The sequence below is a fragment of the Colwellia sp. 75C3 genome (assembly GCF_002836255.1).
Taxonomy (GTDB): Bacteria; Pseudomonadota; Gammaproteobacteria; order Enterobacterales; family Alteromonadaceae; genus Colwellia.
The window spans coordinates 55,911-74,508 of record NZ_PJAU01000047.1; the positions used below are offsets into that span (position 1 = coordinate 55,911).

At 38.3% G+C, this 18,598-nt stretch carries 15 protein-coding genes; 12 read left to right on the plus strand and 3 right to left on the minus strand.

The window, feature by feature from the left end:
- Window positions 1–83 precede the first annotated feature (83 nt).
- Window positions 84–542 carry an Lrp/AsnC family transcriptional regulator gene (locus CXF85_RS09600; RefSeq protein WP_101228310.1) on the minus strand — a complete coding sequence of 153 codons (459 nt, stop codon included), beginning with the start codon at window positions 540–542 and terminating at the stop codon, window positions 84–86.
- A 398-nt stretch (window positions 543–940) separates the two neighbouring features.
- Between CXF85_RS09600 and iscX the strand changes: the two genes are divergently transcribed.
- From iscX to CXF85_RS09660, 12 genes are all read left to right on the plus strand, one after another.
- Window positions 941–1,147, plus strand: coding sequence for a Fe-S cluster assembly protein IscX (iscX, locus tag CXF85_RS09605; RefSeq protein ID WP_101228311.1), 207 nt, complete (start codon window positions 941–943; stop codon window positions 1,145–1,147).
- Between the two features lie 248 nt (window positions 1,148–1,395).
- A complete protein-coding gene (locus CXF85_RS09610) occupies window positions 1,396–3,084 on the plus strand; it encodes an NAD-dependent malic enzyme (RefSeq protein ID WP_101228312.1) in 1,689 nt (562 codons plus the stop codon).
- Window positions 3,085–3,306: 222 nt separating this feature from the next.
- Window positions 3,307–3,738: a nucleoside-diphosphate kinase gene (gene ndk / locus CXF85_RS09615; RefSeq protein WP_101228313.1), complete on the plus strand. Its 432-nt coding sequence runs from the start codon at window positions 3,307–3,309 to the stop codon at window positions 3,736–3,738.
- Window positions 3,739–4,029: 291 nt separating this feature from the next.
- Window positions 4,030–5,190: a bifunctional tRNA (adenosine(37)-C2)-methyltransferase TrmG/ribosomal RNA large subunit methyltransferase RlmN gene (locus CXF85_RS09620; protein ID WP_101228314.1), complete on the plus strand. Its 1,161-nt coding sequence runs from the start codon at window positions 4,030–4,032 to the stop codon at window positions 5,188–5,190.
- A 54-nt stretch (window positions 5,191–5,244) separates the two neighbouring features.
- Entirely contained in the window at window positions 5,245–7,239 is a 1,995-nt protein-coding gene (gene pilW / locus CXF85_RS09625) for a type IV pilus biogenesis/stability protein PilW (protein WP_101228315.1), read from the plus strand.
- The gene (locus CXF85_RS09630) at window positions 7,232–8,248 is read left to right on the plus strand and encodes a RodZ domain-containing protein (RefSeq protein WP_101228316.1); all 1,017 of its coding nucleotides are present in this window, start codon (window positions 7,232–7,234) and stop codon (window positions 8,246–8,248) included. The genes pilW and CXF85_RS09630 overlap by 8 nt, the downstream gene beginning before the upstream one ends.
- A 70-nt stretch (window positions 8,249–8,318) precedes the next feature.
- Window positions 8,319–9,449, plus strand: a complete 1,131-nt coding sequence (gene ispG, locus CXF85_RS09635) for a flavodoxin-dependent (E)-4-hydroxy-3-methylbut-2-enyl-diphosphate synthase (protein WP_101228317.1) — start codon at window positions 8,319–8,321, stop codon at window positions 9,447–9,449.
- 169 nt (window positions 9,450–9,618) lie between these two features.
- On the plus strand, window positions 9,619–10,899 hold the full coding sequence (gene hisS, locus CXF85_RS09640; protein ID WP_101228318.1) for a histidine--tRNA ligase: 1,281 nt from the start codon (window positions 9,619–9,621) through the stop codon (window positions 10,897–10,899).
- 23 nt (window positions 10,900–10,922) lie between these two features.
- On the plus strand, window positions 10,923–11,609 hold the full coding sequence (locus tag CXF85_RS09645; protein ID WP_101228319.1) for a YfgM family protein: 687 nt from the start codon (window positions 10,923–10,925) through the stop codon (window positions 11,607–11,609).
- 51 nt (window positions 11,610–11,660) lie between these two features.
- Window positions 11,661–12,905, plus strand: coding sequence for an outer membrane protein assembly factor BamB (bamB, locus tag CXF85_RS09650; protein ID WP_101228320.1), 1,245 nt, complete (start codon window positions 11,661–11,663; stop codon window positions 12,903–12,905).
- 230 nt (window positions 12,906–13,135) lie between these two features.
- Entirely contained in the window at window positions 13,136–14,614 is a 1,479-nt protein-coding gene (gene der, locus CXF85_RS09655) for a ribosome biogenesis GTPase Der (protein ID WP_101228321.1), read from the plus strand.
- 132 nt (window positions 14,615–14,746) lie between these two features.
- Window positions 14,747–15,421, plus strand: a complete 675-nt coding sequence (locus CXF85_RS09660) for a PilZ domain-containing protein (protein WP_101228322.1) — start codon at window positions 14,747–14,749, stop codon at window positions 15,419–15,421.
- Here the strand turns inward: CXF85_RS09660 and CXF85_RS09665 are convergent.
- Window positions 15,413–16,846 (minus strand): sensor domain-containing diguanylate cyclase, encoded by a 1,434-nt coding sequence (locus CXF85_RS09665; protein ID WP_101228323.1) that lies wholly within the window; start codon window positions 16,844–16,846, stop codon window positions 15,413–15,415. The two genes, CXF85_RS09660 and CXF85_RS09665, sit on opposite strands and share 9 nt — an antisense overlap.
- Window positions 16,847–16,954: 108 nt before the next feature.
- Window positions 16,955–18,289: an exodeoxyribonuclease VII large subunit gene (gene xseA / locus CXF85_RS09670; protein ID WP_101228324.1), complete on the minus strand. Its 1,335-nt coding sequence runs from the start codon at window positions 18,287–18,289 to the stop codon at window positions 16,955–16,957.
- Between the last annotated feature and the right edge of the window lie 309 nt (window positions 18,290–18,598).

An 18,598-nucleotide genomic window follows, 5' to 3' on the forward strand; every position in this document is an offset into this window, starting at 1 on the left:
GATTTACTAACCATTTTAATGAATTGTTATGTAAAAAAAGAACAAAAAATGGTTAGTTGGGGCAAAGTGAGAGGCAAGTGAACTTATATATAGTCAACGGGTAGGGCTGTTGTGTATTTAATTTCTTCCATGGCGAAACTAGAGCTAATATCAGAGAAGTCGACGCGCGTGATAAGTTCCTTATAAAAGCGATCGTAAGCTTTCATATCGGGCACGACTACACGCATTAAGTAATCTACATCACCGCTCATACGATAGAATTCGACAATTTCAGGAAAGTCGTCTGCAACTTTGGCGAAGGTCGCTAACCAATCAGGGTTATGTTGATTAGTTTTTACCATGACAAAAATAGACAAACCCACGTTTAACTTTTCTGGATCAGCAAGTGCAACACGTCCTTTAATAATGCCTGACTTTTCCATGGCTTGAATTCTTCGCCAACAAGGGGTTGTGGATAGACCTACTCGCTCAGCGATGTCGCTGGTTGAGAGAGTACAATCTTTTTGTAAAATACTTAATATATGCTTATCAAATGAATCCATAGTGCAGCCTTATCGGTTATTTTTGGTATGTAAAACTAACTTATGGTTATATGTTAGCACTTAGTTGCTTTATTTATCGCTTGAGTAGATTTTAGGAGATTATTTTTTTTGGGCGGTAACTACTATAACCTTGCTCATTAAATAAGTTAATATAAGTACAAGGCGTTTATTTTGGACAGAAGATGAAGAACAAACTTAAAAAGTGGTGGCATACCGATTGCCCTTTTTGTCGAAAAGCTAGGTTGCTATTCATTTGGCTTCTACTAATGTTAATTGTAGATTTCTTTTTCTTTCGATTGCTATATTAATGTCTGACTGTATTAGTCAACGGGATCGGCTCATTGATTATACCTAACAGGAAAAAGCTAAAGTAACATAACCCACATAGGTAGAATATTATGTCAAAAGGACTACTTTGGAGTGACTCGCAAGAGATCGCTTTGGACTTAATTGAACAGCACCCTGACGTTGACCCATTTAAGCTACATTTCACCGATTTGAGACAGTGGATACTTGAGTTAGAACGCTTTGATGATGATCCAAAACATTGCGGGGAACGCGTACTCGAAGCTGTTCAATTAGCTTGGATGGCTGAAGCAGACTAGTTAAAGTCGTTTTTTGCAATAAAGCAGTGAAATTACCTACCTAGCGAATAGATATTTTGTCGACAAAGGCATGTTTATTTCGCATGACGGCATTGAAATATCTTTTTTAAATCGATTAAACTAATTATTCTCATTTTTAGCATATTCAAGCATGCTCATGCTTTGCAGCAGGATCAATATCATTTATACTTTGCTCCATTAATTAAGCATATACTCATTATTCATCAAACATATAAGTAGTCAGCCAAATGCCTCAATCTAAACGCCCACTTTATATACCTTATGCTGGACCATCATTATTAGAAACCCCGTTATTAAATAAAGGTAGCGCCTTTAGTAAAGAAGAGCGCGGTAGCTTCAACTTAACAGGGCTTTTACCGCCACGTTTTGAAACCATTGATGAACAAGCTGAACGCGCATACCGTCAGTACAGTTGCTTTCAAACCAATATCAATAAGCATATTTATTTACGTGCGATTCATGATAATAATGAAACGTTATTTTTTAAATTAGTACAAAATCATCTTGCCGAAATGATGCCTATTATTTATACCCCGACGGTAGGTGATGCTTGTGAGCAATTCTCTGATATTTATCGTAGTTCACGTGGTTTATTCATCTCTTATGAAGATCGATTTAATATCGATGACATGTTACGTAACGCGACAAAAAATAAAGTAAAAGTCATTGTGGTTACTGATGGTGAACGAATTTTAGGGCTAGGCGATCAGGGCATTGGTGGCATGGGTATCCCAATTGGAAAACTGTCTCTTTACACTGCTTGTGGTGGTATTAGTCCAGCGCATACTTTGCCAGTGATGCTTGATGTAGGTACTAATAACCAGAAATTGTTAGATGATCCTATGTATATGGGCGCGCGACATAAGCGTATTGATCAAGATTCTTATGATGAATTCTTAGAGTTATTCGTCAGCGCAGTTAAAAGACGCTGGCCGCATGTTTTATTACAGTTTGAAGATTTTGCTCAACCTAATGCAATGCCTTTATTACAACGTTATAAAGATAGAATTTGTTGTTTTAACGATGATATCCAAGGAACAGCGTCGGTTACTGTCGGTACTTTACTTGCCGCTTGTCGTAGTAAAGGTTCTAAATTATCAGAGCAGAGCGTTGCTTTTGTTGGTGCTGGCTCTGCTGGTTGTGGTATTGCGGAGCAAATTATCAGTCAGATGATGAGCGAAGGGCTTTCTGCAGAGCAAGCGCGCGGCCAAGTATTTATGGTCGATAGATTTGGCTTATTAACACAAGGTATGGAAGGTCTTCGTGATTTCCAGCAAAAATTAGTGCAAAGCACTGAATCTATTGCTGCTTGGGATATTGCTGGTGAGTTTGCTTCCCTTGTTGAAGTAATGCACGGCGCGAAACCTGATATTCTTATTGGTGTTTCAGGTCAAGCAGGCTTATTTACTGAACAAGTTATTACGGCGATGAAGTCTCATTGTGAAATGCCAATCATCTTCCCGTTAAGCAATCCTTCTCGTCAAGTAGAAGCAACACCTAGCCAAGTTATCAATTGGACCAAAGGACAAGTAATTATTGCAACGGGAAGCCCGTTTGAGCCAATTGAATACGAAGGAAAAATCTATCCCATTGCACAGTGTAATAATAGTTATATCTTCCCTGGTATTGGCTTAGGCGTAGTTGCGGCGAATATCAGTCGCATTACTGATGATATGTTACAAGTGGCGAGTGAAACGTTAGCGGCGGCGTCACCTTTAGCCAATAAAGAATCAGATGAACTATTGCCACCATTAACCGCTATTGCGCAGTTAAGTAAAGACATTGCTTTTGCTATTGCTCAAGTTGCTTTTAGAGAAAACTTAGCATTGCCTATGAGTGATGAAGAGTTATTGGCTAAAATAGAAAGAAATTTCTGGAAGCCTGTTTACCGTCAATATCGCAGAACAAGCGTTTAGGCACCTCTGACAAAACCATTATCAATTGAGAGCCGCTACTTAAACTAATGATCTTGCTCAAACGCAATATTATTAGTTTTTTGTAGTGCTTTCGTCTATAATGCGCCCAAAATTATAGTCATTTTACTAAGTGGCTATACCTAATATATATCTAATTTATAGAAAAATTTATTATAAATTACTATTTTTAACTTAACTTTAATCAATTTAAAAGGGCTTATCATGGCTATCGAACGTACTTTTTCTATCGTAAAACCAGACGCAGTTGCTAAAAACTTTATCGGTCAAATCTACAGCCGTTTTGAAACTGCTGGTTTAAAAATCGTTGCATCAAAAATGATTCACTTAAGCCAAGAAAAAGCTGAAGGTTTCTACGCTGAACATAGCGAACGTCCTTTCTTTGGCGCTTTAGTTTCATTCATGACTTCTGGTCCTGTAATGGTTCAAGTTTTAGAAGGCGAAAACGCTGTTCTTAAAAACCGTGAAATCATGGGTGCTACTAACCCAGCTGAAGCTCTTGCTGGTACTATCCGTGCTGATCTTGCTGATAGCATTGACGAAAATGCTGCTCACGGTTCTGATGCTTTAGAATCAGCAGCACGTGAAATTGCATATTTCTTCTCTGATGACGAGCTTTGTTCACGCACTCGTTAATTAGACTTTAAATGTTAGCCCTTTGTATTCGCTTACTTTTGTAAGTAATTAAAAGGTTAATGTTTAATTGCTTAATAGTTTATTAAGCATTAGAAGGATTTTACTGAGCAATTAGTAAAATCCTTTTTGTTATTTTAAGCAGAGAGTAATTTGCCTAAATATAACCTAGTAAAATTGCGATTGTCGCTTAAAAAGCGTACAATCTGCGCCTTGTTTTTTTAGGCTACTTTATTAATACGTTATTAACACGTCATGTAAGTAGTTTAATATTAGTTATTGAGAGTTTGTTCTATGAGTGATGTAAGCGGAAAAATAAACCTACTAAATTTTGATCATAAAGGTATGCGCGAATACTTCGAATCTATTGGTGAAAAACCTTTTAGAGCGGATCAAATAATGAAGTGGATTTATCACTTTGGTTACAGTGATTTTGAGCAAATGACCAATGTTAATAAGAAATTACGTGAGAAGTTACAACGCAATTGCGTAATAACTGCGCCGGTAATCTCTGAAAAGCAAGTATCAGAAGACGGTACTATTAAGTACGCTTTAAAACTTGAAGGCGGTCAAGAAGTAGAGACTGTTTGGATCCCTGAAAATGATCGCGCTACGTTATGTGTCTCATCTCAGGTTGGCTGTGCATTAGAGTGCACCTTCTGTGCTACAGCGCAGCAAGGCTTCAATCGCAATTTATCTATGGCCGAAATTATTGGTCAAGTATGGCGTGTCGCTAATGATATTGGCGCAACCCGCATTGCTGGTACTCGTCCCATTACAAATATTGTAATGATGGGCATGGGTGAACCATTATTAAATATGAAAAATTTAATTCCAGCCCTGGATACCATGTTAAACGATTTAGGTTATGGCCTATCTAAGCGTCGCGTAACTGTGAGTACGTCAGGTGTAGTACCCGCATTAGATATGCTTAAAGAAAAAATCGATTGTGCTTTAGCTATTTCAATTCATGCACCAAACAATAAGTTGCGTGATGAATTAGTACCGATTAATAAAAAGTATCCACTGGAAGACTTCATTGCTGCAGCAGGTCGTTATATCGATGGTTCAAAAGCAAATAAACAAGCCACTATTGAATACGTTATGCTTGATCATGTTAATGACAGCACCGAACAAGCACATGAGCTTGCACATGCGTTAAAAGGATTACCGAGTAAGATTAATTTAATTCCTTTTAACCCTTACCCTGGTTCGCCTTATAAACGTTCAAGTAACTCGCGTATCGATCGTTTTGATAAAGTATTACAAAGTTATGGCTTAACTGTTATTACGAGACGTACACGTGGCGGAGATATTGATGCCGCTTGTGGTCAGTTAGCGGGTGATGTTTTTGATAGAACTAAGCGTAGTGTTATAAATGCAGCTAAGAACGCTGAAATAAGTTCATTGAAAAATGAGGCTAAAGCTGACACTATCTCTATAAAAATAGTCTAACCATTAGCATACTGATTTTTAGCGAAAAAATAACAATAAGAGGCGGTTAACGCATTGCATATTATCGATAAAGCTATGGCTAAATATATTAAGCTAACACTGTTAACAACGATTTCAATATCACTGTTAAGTGGTTGTATTACCCAAAGCTTTGAAAATAATGAGCCTATTGTAAAAAACCAAGCAAATCGTGATGAAATGGCGGCAACCCGTGTTTCTTTAGGCTTAGGCTATTTGAACATGGGTGATATGTCCCAAGCAAAGCTTAACCTTGAGAAAGCGAAACAATTCTCGCCAGGTTTAGTGCAAGTGCATACCGCATTTGCTCATTACTATGAAACAGTAGGCGAAGGTAAACTCGCTATTGAGTCATTTGAACAAGCCTTAATGATAAAAGCTGATAGTGCAGACACCTTAAATAATTATGGGGTGTTTTTATGTCGTCAAGACAATGTCGAGGCTGCGGAGGTTCAGTTTTTAAAAGCGATTGCCGTACCGAGTTATTTATTAGTATCACAAAGTTATGAAAACCTTTCGTCATGTTATTTGCAAATCAATGACTTTGACAAAGCAGAAATGTATTTGAATAAGGCTATATTTCATAGCCCAAACAGAACAAACACCTTATTAAAAATGGTACATTTACAGTATGCCATGGGTAACCTCAAAGAAAGTAAACGTTTTTTACAAAAATTTGAGCGTAATACCCAGCGATTTACTGCAGACTATTTAGCGCTAGCCTATAAACTCTATTGGAAGTTAGGTCAGCGTCGTACCGCCGGTAATTACGCTAATATGTTAGTGAAAATGTATCCTCAGTCATGGGAAGGTAAGCAATATCTTCTCAATGAACTTGAATTTATTGCATCGGATGAATTAGCAAAAAAATATCAGCTTACCCAAAAAGAAATAAACCGTCGATTATCGCCATCTAAAAATAAACGCGTAGTAAAGCTTTCTCCAAGAAAATCGGCTAATACGCCTTATACCAGCAGTGTTACAACAATAACTCCGACAGTTAAAGCTAAAGATACTGTAGTGGCTTCAACAGCACCCGTCTTAGCCGCTGTTGCAGCAGAATCGATAGCTGTTAATACACCATCGGTAACAACTTTAGCCGCAATGCCTGTTGCCCTTGTATCAACAGCAATTGCTGCACCTTCGATAATAGCTGCTAGCTCATTACCTGTTGCGACAGCAAATACGGAAGTCAACGCGCCCACAGAAATCACTGCGCCTTCAGTAATAACTACTGGTTCAACACCTGTTGTAGCAGCAAGTGAGGAAGTTATCGCACCTACAGAAATCGCAGCGCCTTCAGTAATAACTACTGGTTCAGCACCTGTTGTAGCAGCAAGTGCGGAAGTTATCGCACCGGCAGTAGTGACAGCATCAATACCTGTTGCATTAGCAACACCGATTACAGCACCGCCAGTGGTTACAGCCACAACAGCCTCTGCAATTGCTTCAGAAGCAACCTTAGCTTCTACTGCAACAGCAGGAGCGGTAGTTGCCTCAATAGACACGGTAGCGGTATCAAATGATAGCTTAGTCAACAACGCAGAAATAGTTACTCCAATAACGGTAGAAGCGGAAAATCTTACCTCGGTAGCTATAGAAGCAGCAGTTATCGCTCAGCCAGCTTCAAATATAATAGAACCAACATCAACGCAGCCGGTACCTGCGAAACGTGATGTACCTTTACCGGAAGCGCTGCCTGTATCAGTCGAAGCAGAAGTTATGATTGAAGACACCTTAGTTGATAAAGATATTACTATAGATAAAGCGAATGACGTTACGGCAGTAACTCCTACTATCATTGCTGAAAGTGGTACTGAAGAAATTATCGATGAAGTTGAAATGGTTGAAGTTCAAGACGCTTTCCATAAAGTGACACCAGGTGAAAACCTTTACAGTATTTCTGTGAAATATAACGTTAAGTTAAAAACATTACGTCAATGGAATGATATAGCCGAAAAAAATAGAATCCGCATAGGCGATAAACTCTATGTGGTCGATCCTCAAACAGTGAAAAATATTAATGAATAATGAAGTATATCCTGTAAATCAAGCAGGTAAAGAAGAACAAAGTACTATCACCGAACAAATCACAGAACTAAGTGAAGACATGGAAATGGTCAGCCCTGGGGCTATGCTGAGAGAGGCGCGCAAAGCGCTATCATTGTCACAGGAACATATTGCCAGTAAATTAAACTTCAAAGTGGGTATTGTTAAAAATATTGAAGACGATACCTTCGATCCCCTAATGCCAGTTACTTTTAATCGTGGCTATTTAGTGAACTATGCTAAATTAGTTGGCGTAGAAGTCGAAGATGTATTGGCAAGTTATGATGCACTTGATGCAGCAACTATTCAACGTACTGAAATGTTAAGTTTTTCTAGAGAAACAGCTAAACAAGCAGAGCATAGCCGGGTAATGTGGTTAAGTTATTTTATTGTCGCCGTACTTATTGGTTTGACCGTTTTATGGTGGCTGCAAGAGAGCAGACAACAAGAAACTGACTCATCAAATATTACTCCCAATACTATAACAGCTAAAGACGTTAGCGATGCCGTTGTTGTGGAAAGTCTTGAATCAGTTTCTTTAAGTGATAAGAAAACGCTCACAGATAATGGTGCTCAAACCAACGAGAGTGAAAGTGCAGCAGAATTAACGTTAGGCACTGATACTGCACAACCTACCAGCAATGCTAGTACTGATATTAGTAACAATGTTAGTGCTGATGATAGTAATGTTGGTGTAGCAGCTAATACCTCAGTTAATGAAACTTCTAAACCTGACGTACCAACGATAAGCACCGCAGTGTTTACTTTTAATGGCGATTGTTGGGTGAATATTTTCGATGCTACTGGTGAAAGAATAGCTTGGGGTGTCAAAAAGTCAGGTTATGTGATGACTATTCAAGGCAAAGCACCTCTTCGTATTACAGTGGGAAAACCTGAATTAACCAGTATTGTTTTTAATGGACAGCCAGTAGATTTATCGACGTTTAATGTTGGCAATATTGCTAAATTTAACTTACCTATTGTTGAGTAGTTTTGCACTTAGAGGGTTCCCCTCAATTTAGCTACTACCCTATTATAAATAAAAAATAGAAAGAAAAATTATGTTTAAAGAATCTCCAATTATACGCAGAATCTCTCGCCAAATCATGGTCGGTAATGTGCCTGTTGGTGGCAATGCGCCAATCACAGTGCAATCAATGACAAATACATTGACCACAGATGTAGCTGCAACCGTTGCGCAAATAAAAGCACTGGAAGCTGTTGGTGCTGATATTGTTCGAGTCAGTGTGCCTACCATGGACGCCGCAGAAGCTTTTCGCGAAATAAAAAAGCAAGTTGATGTGCCTCTAGTTACCGATATTCACTTTGATTATCGCATAGCATTAAAAGTTGCTGAGTATGGCGCAGACTGTTTACGTATTAATCCAGGTAATATTGGCAACGAAAATAGAATTCGCAGTGTGGTGGAGTCTGCTCGAGATAATAATATCCCTATTCGTATCGGTGTTAATGGCGGTTCATTAGAAAAAGATATTCAAGAAAAATATACTGAGCCAACGGCAGAGGCATTGTTAGAGTCTGCTATGCGTCATGTTGATATTTTAGATCGTTTAAATTTTCATGAATTTAAAGTGAGTGTCAAAGCATCTGACGTTTTTTTAGCGGTTGAATCATATAAATTATTAGCAAAACAAATTGATAACCCATTACATTTAGGCATTACCGAAGCCGGTGGTTTACGTTCTGGTTCGGTAAAATCCTCAGTTGGTCTGGGCATATTATTAGCTCAAGGTATTGGCGACACAATCCGTATATCACTTGCTGCTGATCCAATTGAAGAAATTAAAGTGGGTTTTGATATTTTAAAATCACTTAAATTACGTAGTCGCGGAATTAATTTGATTGCTTGCCCAAGTTGTTCACGACAAGAGTTTGATGTTGTATCGACAGTAAACGCATTAGAACAACGCATTGAAGACATTATGACACCAATGGATGTTTCAATTATTGGCTGTATTGTTAATGGTCCAGGCGAAGCTATGGTGTCAGACCTTGGTTTGACTGGCAGCAGTAAAAAGAGTGGCTTTTATCTAGATGGTATACGTCAAAAAGAACGTTTTGATAATAACAATCTTGTAGATCAACTTGAGCAACGTATTCGTGCAAAAGCACATGCGATAACTGAACGCCAAGATGTAAAGAACAAAATAGACTTTAAACCTGTCGACTAATTATTATCCTAATAAACGGGTGCTAATAATCGCGATGGTTTATTAGCACCCGTTTATTAGGTATACTGCGCGCTGCGCAAATTTAAACCGTATTAAATGCTGGAAATCTGTTTGAACATGACAGGTCTACCGGGGTTTTATAAAGACATTAAGAAAGAGAGACCCCTCAGTGGCTAAACAAAAGGCTCTACAAGCAATTCGTGGCATGAATGATTGCCTCCCAAGTGAAACAAATATTTGGCAAATGGTTGAAGCAGTACTGCGCCGTGTTGCCAGTAATTACGGTTTCGCTGAAATTCGTATGCCCATTGTTGAGTCAACAGCACTATTTAAACGTGGTATTGGTGAAGTAACCGATATTGTCGAAAAAGAAATGTACACCTTTGATGATTTAAATGGCGATAGCTTAACGTTACGTCCAGAAGGGACAGCAAGTTGCGTTCGTGCGGGTAATCAACATGGCTTACTGTATAACCAAGAGCAACGTCTTTGGTATATGGGACCTATGTTTCGCCATGAAAGACCACAAAAAGGTCGTTATCGTCAGTTCCACCAATTTGGCTTAGAAGCCTTTGGTATTGCGACCCCTGATATAGATGCTGAAATTATTTTACTTACTTCGCGCTTATGGCGGGAACTTGGCATCAATGAATTTGTCACACTAGAGTTGAATTCATTAGGATCTAACGATGAACGTGCTAATTACCGTGAAGCTTTGATTGCTTATTTGCTTGAGCATGAAGCGTTACTCGATGAAGATTCTAAGCGTCGTATGCACACTAATCCGTTAAGAGTATTGGATAGTAAAAACCCACAAGTGCAAGAAGCATTGGTGAACGCGCCTAAGTTATCAGATCATTTCGGTGAAGAAACACAAGCGCACTTTGATACCTTATGTGCTCGATTAGATGCCGCTGGTATCAAGTATGTATTGAACGAGCGTTTAGTGCGTGGTTTAGATTACTATAACCGTACTGTATTTGAATGGGTTACAACAACACTTGGCGCTCAGGGTACTATTTGTGCTGGTGGTCGTTATGATGGTTTGGTTGAACAACTTGGTGGTAAAGCAACGCCAGCTTTTGGTTTTGCTTTAGGTATTGAACGTTTAGTCTTGATGTTAACTGAATTAGAAACAATCACTGATGTTCGTCCTCAGGTCGATGCCTATGTGGTTATTTTGGGTGATGATGCACAAGTTGAAGCGAACAAGTTAGCTGAACTGTGGCGTGATCAATTACCTGAGTTAAGATTGCAATGTCACTGCGGTGGCGGCAATATGAAGAAACAATTAAAACGTGCCGATAAATCAGGTGCAAAAATCGCGTTAATCTTAGGTGATAATGAAATTGCCGAAGAGAAAGTCATGGTTAAGTACTTACGCGGACAAAAAGAACAGGAAAGCGTGGAATTTACTAAAATTTCAAGCTTGTTATCTGAATTAATTTAAAGGCTTTAAGCCAAGGTGATGTAGTGGAAGTTTATCAAACAGAAGAACAACAAGTAGAAGCGATTAAAAGTTATTGGCAACAAAACGGTAATACTATTATCGCGGGTATCGCCTTAGGATTTGCCGGTTTTATCGGTTTTAATTTTTATCAAGATAGTAAGCTTGAGCAAGAACTAGCCGTATCAGATAGCTATCAAACACTGATTGAGCAAAGCGGAAAAGACGATAAAACATTTACTGCTAATGGCGAAAAATTTATAAGTGAAAATGGCACGAATAGTTATGTCGCTTTAACTGCGCTAGCGCTTGCTAAAGAATCAGCGACACATAAAGATTGGCCACAAGTTCAAAAACAGTTAACTACTGCGATTGAGTCTGCGCCAACTGATGGCATTAAAGCTATTGCAAGCTTACGTTTAGCACGAGTACAAGCTCAGCTTGAACAATATTCAGATGCGCTAACGACGTTAAATAACAACTTGCCTGAATCATTTACCGCCGCTATTGAAGAAATTAAAGGTGATGTGTATTTACAACAAGGCAAAAAAGACCTTGCTCGTAACGCTTACCAAGCAGCTATTGCCGCAGATGGTATTGCTACAAGCCCAAGTTTACAAATTAAATTAGATGATTTAGCACAAGTAACTATATTACCTAGTACGGGTAAATTAAAAGCTGAAGCAGTAGTAACTGAATCTGCTGCCAAGTAACTTAAAGCGGTTATTTAGTAAAATCATTTACTTTTGTTAATAAGGCAAACTATGCGTTGTTTTGATAAAAAAATTTTTAAAGGTCTGAATACTAAAAAAGTACTAGCGATTCTCTTGTTGTCTTCAAGCTTATTCGCCTGTTCATCAAATGATGATGAAGACCCTAGCACCAAAGTTGCAGAGCTCACAGATCTTGATAATGCTTTTGATGTGGAGATTTTGTGGGACCGTAGTGTCGGTAGCGGTGTGAGTGATTACTTTTCACGGATAAAGCCAATTGTTGCGTACGATAAAGTCTATAGCGCCAGTCGCATGGGTGATGTTATTGCTTTTGAAAAAGAAAGTGGCATGAAAGTCTGGCAAGCCGATTTAAGTGACATCAATAACGAGCGAAGCTTTTGGGATAGCCGCATTTCAGCACTCGTTGCTGGCGGGCCGATTGCAGGACTTAATAAAATATTTATTGGTACTGAAAATGGCGATGTCTTTGCGCTTGATTCAGAGACTGGAGAGCTGATATGGCAAGCCAAAGTAAAAGGTGAAATCATTACTCCACCCGCCATTGATTCTGGTATTTTGGTAGTGAATTCAGCTTCTGGTATTCTTAAAGCCTTTGATGCTCAAACCGGTGATGAACTGTGGGAAGTTGAACAAGATGTTCCTGCATTGACATTACGTGGTATTAGCACACCGGTTGTTGCATCAGGTGGTGTACTAGTTGGTTCAGGTAAGGGTGCATTAAATGTATATATTCTTGAAAAGGGCCAAGCTGGCTGGACTACAGAGGTAGGTGAAGCAACTGGTTCAACAGAATTGCAACGCGTTATCGATGTTGACTCAGCACCGGTTGTTTTTGGCGATAAAGTCTACACTATATCTGCTCGTGGAAACTTAGTGGCTATTGATTTGAAATCAGGACGTATTTTATGGAAACGTCAATACTCTTCATATAGACAAATTGCTGTTTACCGTAACGATATTTTTATAACCAATACTAGTGGTCATGTTTATGCTCTTAATCGTATTAACGGTATCGAACGCTGGAGCAATGTAGAGTTAACAAATCGTAGTGTAACGGGTCCAGCAGTCGTGGATAAATATATTGTAGTAGGTGATTTTGAAGGTTACTTACATTGGTTAGACCAAGATACCGGCCAGATCGTTTCTCGTCATAAAGTCGATAGTAGTGGCATACATTCAACACCAACCGTTGTTGATGATAAAATGTATAGTCAGTCTCGTGATGGTGACTTGCAAGTTATTATTACACCAGAAATTGTCAGTGCAGAACAATAGTTTGCACTGTTTTTAGCTGCTTCTTTTTTTAAGAAAAGTAGCTAGAATTAATAACGGCTCCTATGCTTGATGCATCTGGAGCCGTTGTTTGTTTTTAGCAATATCATTTTTTGTGACATTACCTTAGCTAATTAAGCTGAGTTTTTTGTTTATACGCTTTGATATTTAGTTTTTATTTGTTTGAAAAACCATGCGTAACTCGCTTGCATGGTGATTCCTTTGAGGTACTCATGCTTCCTGTAGTTGCTCTAGTTGGCCGTCCTAATGTCGGAAAATCAACATTATTTAACCGTTTAACCCGTAGTCGTGATGCGCTTGTAGCCGATTACCCAGGTCTAACTCGCGATCGTCAATACGGTCAAGCCGAAGTAGAAGAACATCCTTTTATTGTTATTGATACCGGTGGTATTAATGGCGATGAAAAAGGCATTGACGTGAAAATGGCTGAACAGTCATTGATGGCTATAGAAGAAGCCGATGCGGTACTTTTTTTAGTTGATGCTCGTGATGGTTTGACCGCGGCTGATCATGGTATTGCTGATCATTTACGTAAGCAAAATAAAAAAATATTCGTGGTTGCCAATAAGATAGATGGTATCCATGGCGATTCGGCTGCAGCTGAATTTTACTCGTTAGGTTTAGGCGAGCACGTTCATCAAATTGCTGCTGCCCACGGCCGTGGTGTTACGCAACTTTTAACTATTGCATTAACGCCTCATATTGAAGAGCTTGGCAAACCAAAAGTAGGGGACGCTGATAATGACGAATTCTCTGAAGATTTTGAAGTTGAGCTGACAGAGGAAGAACTTGCTAAAAAGCTTGAAGGTGAGCCACAAGAAAACGACAAGATAAAGTTAGCAATCATCGGTCGTCCTAATGTTGGAAAATCAACACTTACTAACCGTATATTGGGTGAAGAACGTGTTGTTGTTTTTGATATGCCGGGTACAACGCGCGATAGTGTTTATATTCCAATGGAACGTAATGGCCGTGAGTACACCCTAATTGATACCGCGGGTATTCGTCGTCGTAAAAATGTGACTGATGTTGTCGAAAAATACTCAGTGATTAAAACCTTACGTGCGATTGAAGACTCTAATGTTTGTCTTCTTATTATCGATGCTCAAGAAGGTATTAGTGATCAAGATCTTAGCTTACTTGGATTTATCCTTGAAGCAGGGCGTTCATTGGTGTTAGCGGTGAATAAATGGGATGGCTTAGAAGATCATGAAAAAGACCGTATTAGAACTGAACTTGATAGACGTTTAGGTTTTATTGGTTTTGCCCGTATTCATTTTATATCGGCACTACATGGTACCGGTGTTGGCCATTTATTTGAGTCAGTAGAAGAAGCCTTTGTTTCAGCAACGAAGCGTATCTCTACAGCTATGGTTACTAAAGTATTAGATATGGCTATCTTTGATCATCAACCGCCTATGCATAACGGTCGACGCATTAAGTTGAAATACGCTCATGCGGGTGGTTATAACCCACCAATTATTATCATTCATGGTAACTTAGCTAAGAAATTACCAATGTCTTATAAACGCTATTTAATGAATTATTACCGTAAGTCATTAAAAATGATGGGTACTCCTATCCGTATACAGTTTAAAGATACCTTGAACCCATTTGCCGGTAAGAAGAAGCTTAACTTTACCGAGAAAAAGAAAATTGCTCGTTCAACACAAGGTTATAAAAAAGATTAAAATCTTTTCAACTTGTTAGTTAAGAGCTGCAACTTGCTAGCTAATAGCTAGCAAGTTGCAATCTTGACCTTATTTTAATAAAGTATAACTAGGCTCCACATTTTATCTTCCTATGACAGATAGTTGAGAAATATGGCTGAACAAGCAATTTTAATCGATCCATCTAAATCCTCTGCACGTAACCTCGCTTTTTTGAAAGCAGGTGCGCCGATCACTATTGATATTTCTACGCCAGCCGGACAAAAAAGAAAATTTAATACCTTTTTTATTGGCTATCTACCTAAGAAATATGTCCTTATTGAATTTCCTGAAGCAACAAAATTAGGCAACTTCTCTCAATATATTGGTCAAGGTACAGTTATTACTGTTCGTGGTCTTATTGAAGGTCGTGATGGTGCAGCCGTTGCTTTTATTAGTACAGTCAGACAAACCTTACAAATACCTTCTCGTATTATGGTATTAGATATTCCTACTAGCGTTAAATTACAGCAATTACGCTCTTCAGTGCGTATTGAGACTCGCATCTCAGCTAAAGTAAGAATTGATGATGTTTATTGGCAAACTACCATGACAAATATATCTGTGGATGGTGGTCAGCTAGATATTATTAATGGTGAGAAGTTAGTACTGGCTGAAGATAAGGTAGTTGATATTGTGGTAGAAACCAGTGAAGGAGAAAACAACCTTAAACTTAACGCGATCGTTTGCAATATTAAGCAGCAAGTAGATGGTCTATCTTTCGGCGTTAAATTTAATCAAGTAAGCAAACAACAAGTAATAGAGTTACTCTATCAAGCACTAGTCTAATACAATACAGTTTTTACCCTGTGATTTGGCTTTGTATAAAGCATCATCAGCACGCTTCAAAATAGTATCGATATTATCTGTATCAGTGACCGATGTTGCTCCTAAACTAATCGTAATCGCCTGTTGGGTAAATTGGGCTAAATGATTACTGTTGGCAACTTGTGAACGTAATTTTTCCGCAATGATTTGTGTTTGATTAATATCAGAGTCGATTAAAAGTATAATAAATTCCTCGCCTCCCCATCGCGCGACAAAATCACTTTTCCTGACATTATTATTTAATATTACAGCTAAAGCCATGAGTACTTTATCACCAACATCATGGCCCTTAGTATCGTTAACGTATTTAAAGTTATCAATATCAATAAACAACAGGGACAGATTGTTGTTATTACGTTCTTTAAGCAATAAAAACTCTGTTAGTTTCTCATGAAAACAGCGTCTGTTTGGCAAGCCGGTAAGTTCATCATTACTGGCCAATTTATCTAGCTTTAAATGGATTCTTCTTACATACAATACAATAATAAAGCTGATAAGTAGGGTGATAATGGCTGAGACAATTATATTAAAATAAAAGGTTTCTTTAGCTGTTTGGGTGAAATTATTTACCTTGGCTTCAACGATAAGGTATAAGTCTAATTCAGCGATATATTTTCTATTGAGTAAGTAAGCTTCTCCCGCTAGTGTGTATTCAAATACCTGACTTCCTTTACCGATAATGTCGGACAGTTGACTCGCTAACTCAGGTATATCACTAAGTTGCTGCAACTGTTGCACGTTTTGTTCAGCAATCACTACCTTGCCATTTACATCGACAAAATAAACTGAAAATTGATAACGTTGCCTAAATACTTTAAGCATATCATTGATATAAGAGGTTTTTAGCCCTATGCCCGTTGCGCCGATTATATGGTACTCACTATCGAGAATTTTATGGTTGATGAACATAATAAGCTCGGTACCCATATTGGCATTATAATCTATATTTATTTCGCTTAACTCAGACGACTTTTGAAAGTCGAAGTACCACAGGCTATTAGGGTTGTTTGTCTCGACTTTATCTAACATGCCATTGGCAGAATAATAGTTTAGACTTTGGTCAGAAACTAAAAAGGCGGTGAACATTTGGTATTTATTTTGAATTGTTTCTAAATAGCGCACAATTTGCTGTACGTCATCTTCTTCATTCGAAAGCCAATCAATCAAAAAAGTATCATGAGCCATCATAGATGCAATAAGGTTAGGCTCAATAATATTCTTCTGAATCTCTGTGTATATATTATCTATCGTTAATGGGAGGGCACTTGTTTTTAGCTGCTCACGAGTCGATTCCATCGAGGTTAAATAGTTAATAACCGTTAAGGTGGTAGACAAGGTGAAAACTAAGGTGGTAATAATGAAAACAATTCGGTAATTAAAGCGCATGACAGAAGATATTTTAGTAGATATATATCATTATCATATCAGTTGTTTATGAATAGTACAGTAAGCTTTACTGTGGCACATTAACAACTGAATCTAGAGTGATATGTGTCATATTACGGTAGCGTTAATATGTCCATCAGTCAGCTGTACACTAATCTGTTCGCCAGTAGAGATCTGTTCTACCTTGGTAATCACTTCATTATTTTTATTACGCGTGACACTATAACCGCGCGCTATGGTGGCAAGTGGGCTAACCAATTGTAATTGCTCAATCAAATGCACAAAACTTTCACTTTTATGCTGCAACGCATTTTGAATTGCTTGCGTGATTCTATGCATGTTTTGACGAGTATGTTCTTGTTGTAATTGAATGTTTTTTGCGGGTGATTGCTGTAAAAGTCGCTGGTCAAGTTGAGCTGGCTTACTTTTAATTTGTAGCATATTACGTTTCATTGCTTGTTTTAAACGTAGGCCGAGTTCGTCAGATTTTTGCTGTTGTAATTGCAGTTGTTGCTCTGGATGTACTTGCGATAAACGGTGCTGTAAATGATTTTTTTCATTGCTCGAATACGAAAGCTTTGCTTGCTGAGCTTTAATCAAACGTTGTTTGAGCATTAACACATGGTTAAGTAATTCACTGCTATCGCTTGATACTAACTCAGCGGCAGCCGAAGGAGTAGGTGCACGTACATCGGCTACATAATCACTCAGCGTTGTGTCAATTTCATGACCTACGGCGCTAATGACAGGCAAAACACTTTTATAAATGGCCTGCACTACAGTTTCTTCATTAAATGGCCATAAATCTTCTAAAGAGCCACCACCTCGGCCAACAATGAGTACATCACATTCGTTACGGCTGTTGGCATTTTCAATCGCATGGCAAATATCGCCTTGAGCATATTCACCTTGTACAAGGGAAGGGTAGATAATAGCTTTGATATTTGGATTACGACGTTTAAGTACCGTTAAAATATCTTTCACGGCGGCACCCGTCGGTGAAGTAACAATACCGACACAGTTAATATGCTTTGGTAATTGCTTTTTATGGGATAAATCAAAAATCCCTTGGGCATTCAGTTTATTTTTTAACTGCTCATATTGTTGGCGTAATAAACCGGTGCCGGCATCTTCCATATGCTCGATAATTAATTGAAAGTCACCCCGTGGTTCATATAAGGAGACTTTGGCGCGTACCAGTACTTGTTGACCGTTACTAGGAGAGCCACCAGTACTCAAACGAACTCGTCTATTACTGCCTTTAAACATGGCACACTTAACTTGAGATTTTGCATCTTTAAGTGATAAATACCAGTGGCCAGAGCCTGCGGCGATAAAATTAGATATTTCACCGGTTAACCAAACGGTGTTAAGTTCGCTTTCTAAAATGAAGCGGACTTTTCTCGTTAATTCGCTAATTTGTAATATATGCTGTTGGCTCATAATGGGCAGATAATCGTGACTTTGTTTGGCAGATAGCGAAGTAGTATATCAAGTCTATTGTCATAATACCGAACTGATAAACGATAATAGCAAAGGTATATTATTATCGTTTATAATACTTATCACTTACTTTCCTAGGCTGTTTGTAATACGGTTAATTACTTGACATTTCTGTCAGAAATTATTTGCTATCGCTTTAATTCAATAGGTTGTCAGCTAAAAACATATTTTCGGCACTGTTTTTGCGTTGATTTGTATAGAGTTGATAAAAGTTTATAGAAATAGGTTTACCTAAAACAAGAAAACGGT